1 protein-coding gene is annotated in these 1,348 nt (G+C 65.6%); it reads right to left on the bottom strand.

Annotated elements, in window-relative coordinates:
- Positions 1 to 132: 132 nt before the first annotated feature.
- Positions 133 to 1,348, bottom strand: a 1,216-nt coding sequence (locus AC3WLP_RS27825) for a TIGR03862 family flavoprotein (protein WP_256596113.1), incomplete at its 5' end; no start/stop codon positions are given.

Raw genomic sequence — 1,348 nt, 5'->3', positions numbered from 1 at the left:
GCCCTTTCGCGACGCAAGGCCGCTCCCACACGGATCGCGCCAGCTTTCAGAAATTGAGCAAGACAGTTGCTCCCACATGGGCTGTGCAATCTGGATTGACGCAGTACTTGTGGAAGCCGCCCCGGCAAGCTGTCAGGAAGCCCGAACCCAATCCGCCGCTGCCCGCCCGGCGCGCAAGCCGCTGGCAAAGCACGCCGTGAGCAGATAACCCCCGGTCGGCGCCTCCCAGTCCAGCATCTCGCCGGCACAGAACACCCCCGGCACGGCCTTGACCATCAACCCCTCATCCAGCCCCTCGAAGCGGACCCCGCCGGCACTGCTGATCGCTTCATCCAGCGGCCGCGTGCGTACCAGGGTGATAGGCAACGCCTTGATGGCCCGGGCCAAAGCATCAACGTCGGCAAAGGTCGCCTGATCGGTCAGTTCGCGCAGCAGTGCGGCCTTGACCCCATCAATCCCCAGCTGGCTGTGCAGGTGCTTGGCCATGGAGCGTGAACCGCGTGGTTTGGCCAATGCCTGGGCAATCTTGTCCACAGGCTTGTCCGGCAGCAGGTCGAGCAACAACACCCCGCGGCCTTCACGGTGGATGGCCTCGCGTACCGGTGCCGACCAGGCGTACACCAGGCTGCCTTCCACACCTTGGGCGGTGAGGATGAACTCGCCCTTGCGCGGTGCGCTGCCCGGGACGCTGAGGGCGATGTTCTTCAGCGGTGCGCCCGCGAACTTGTCCTTGAGCAGCGCGCTCCAGCCCTCTACTTCAAAACCGCAGTTGCTCGGCTGCAAAGGCGAGATATCCACAGCCCGTTCTGCCAGCAGCGGTTGCCAGCTGCCGTCAGAACCCAGGCGCGCCCAGCTGGCGCCACCCAGCGCCAGCACCACGACCGAGGCTTTCACCTGACGTTCGCCCTGTGGATAAGCAATTCGCAAGCTGCCTTCGGTGTTCCAGCCTAACCAGCGATGGCGGGTGTGGATAACTACCCCGTTGTCGCGCAGGCGCTTGAGCCAGGCACGCAGCAACGGCGCGGCTTTCATGTCGGTGGGGAACACCCGGCCCGAGGTGCCGACGAAGGTTTCGATGCCCAAACCATGAATCCACTGGCGCAACGCGGCAGCATCGAAGTCGCGTAGCAGGGCCTCGATTTCGCCTTGGCGTTCGGCATAGCGGGCCACGAACGCCGGGTAGGGCTCGGAGTGGGTGATGTTCATGCCGCCGACGCCCGCCAGCAGGAACTTGCGGCCCACTGAAGGCATGGCATCGAACACCTCGACCGCCAGGCCTGCCTTGGCCAGTGCTTCGGCAGCCATCAGGCCGGCGGGGCCGCCACCGATGACGACGGCGGGGGGAGGG

This window comes from Pseudomonas sp. FW305-E2, from assembly GCF_058782925.1.
This window is presented reverse-complemented; position numbering and strand designations above follow the sequence as displayed.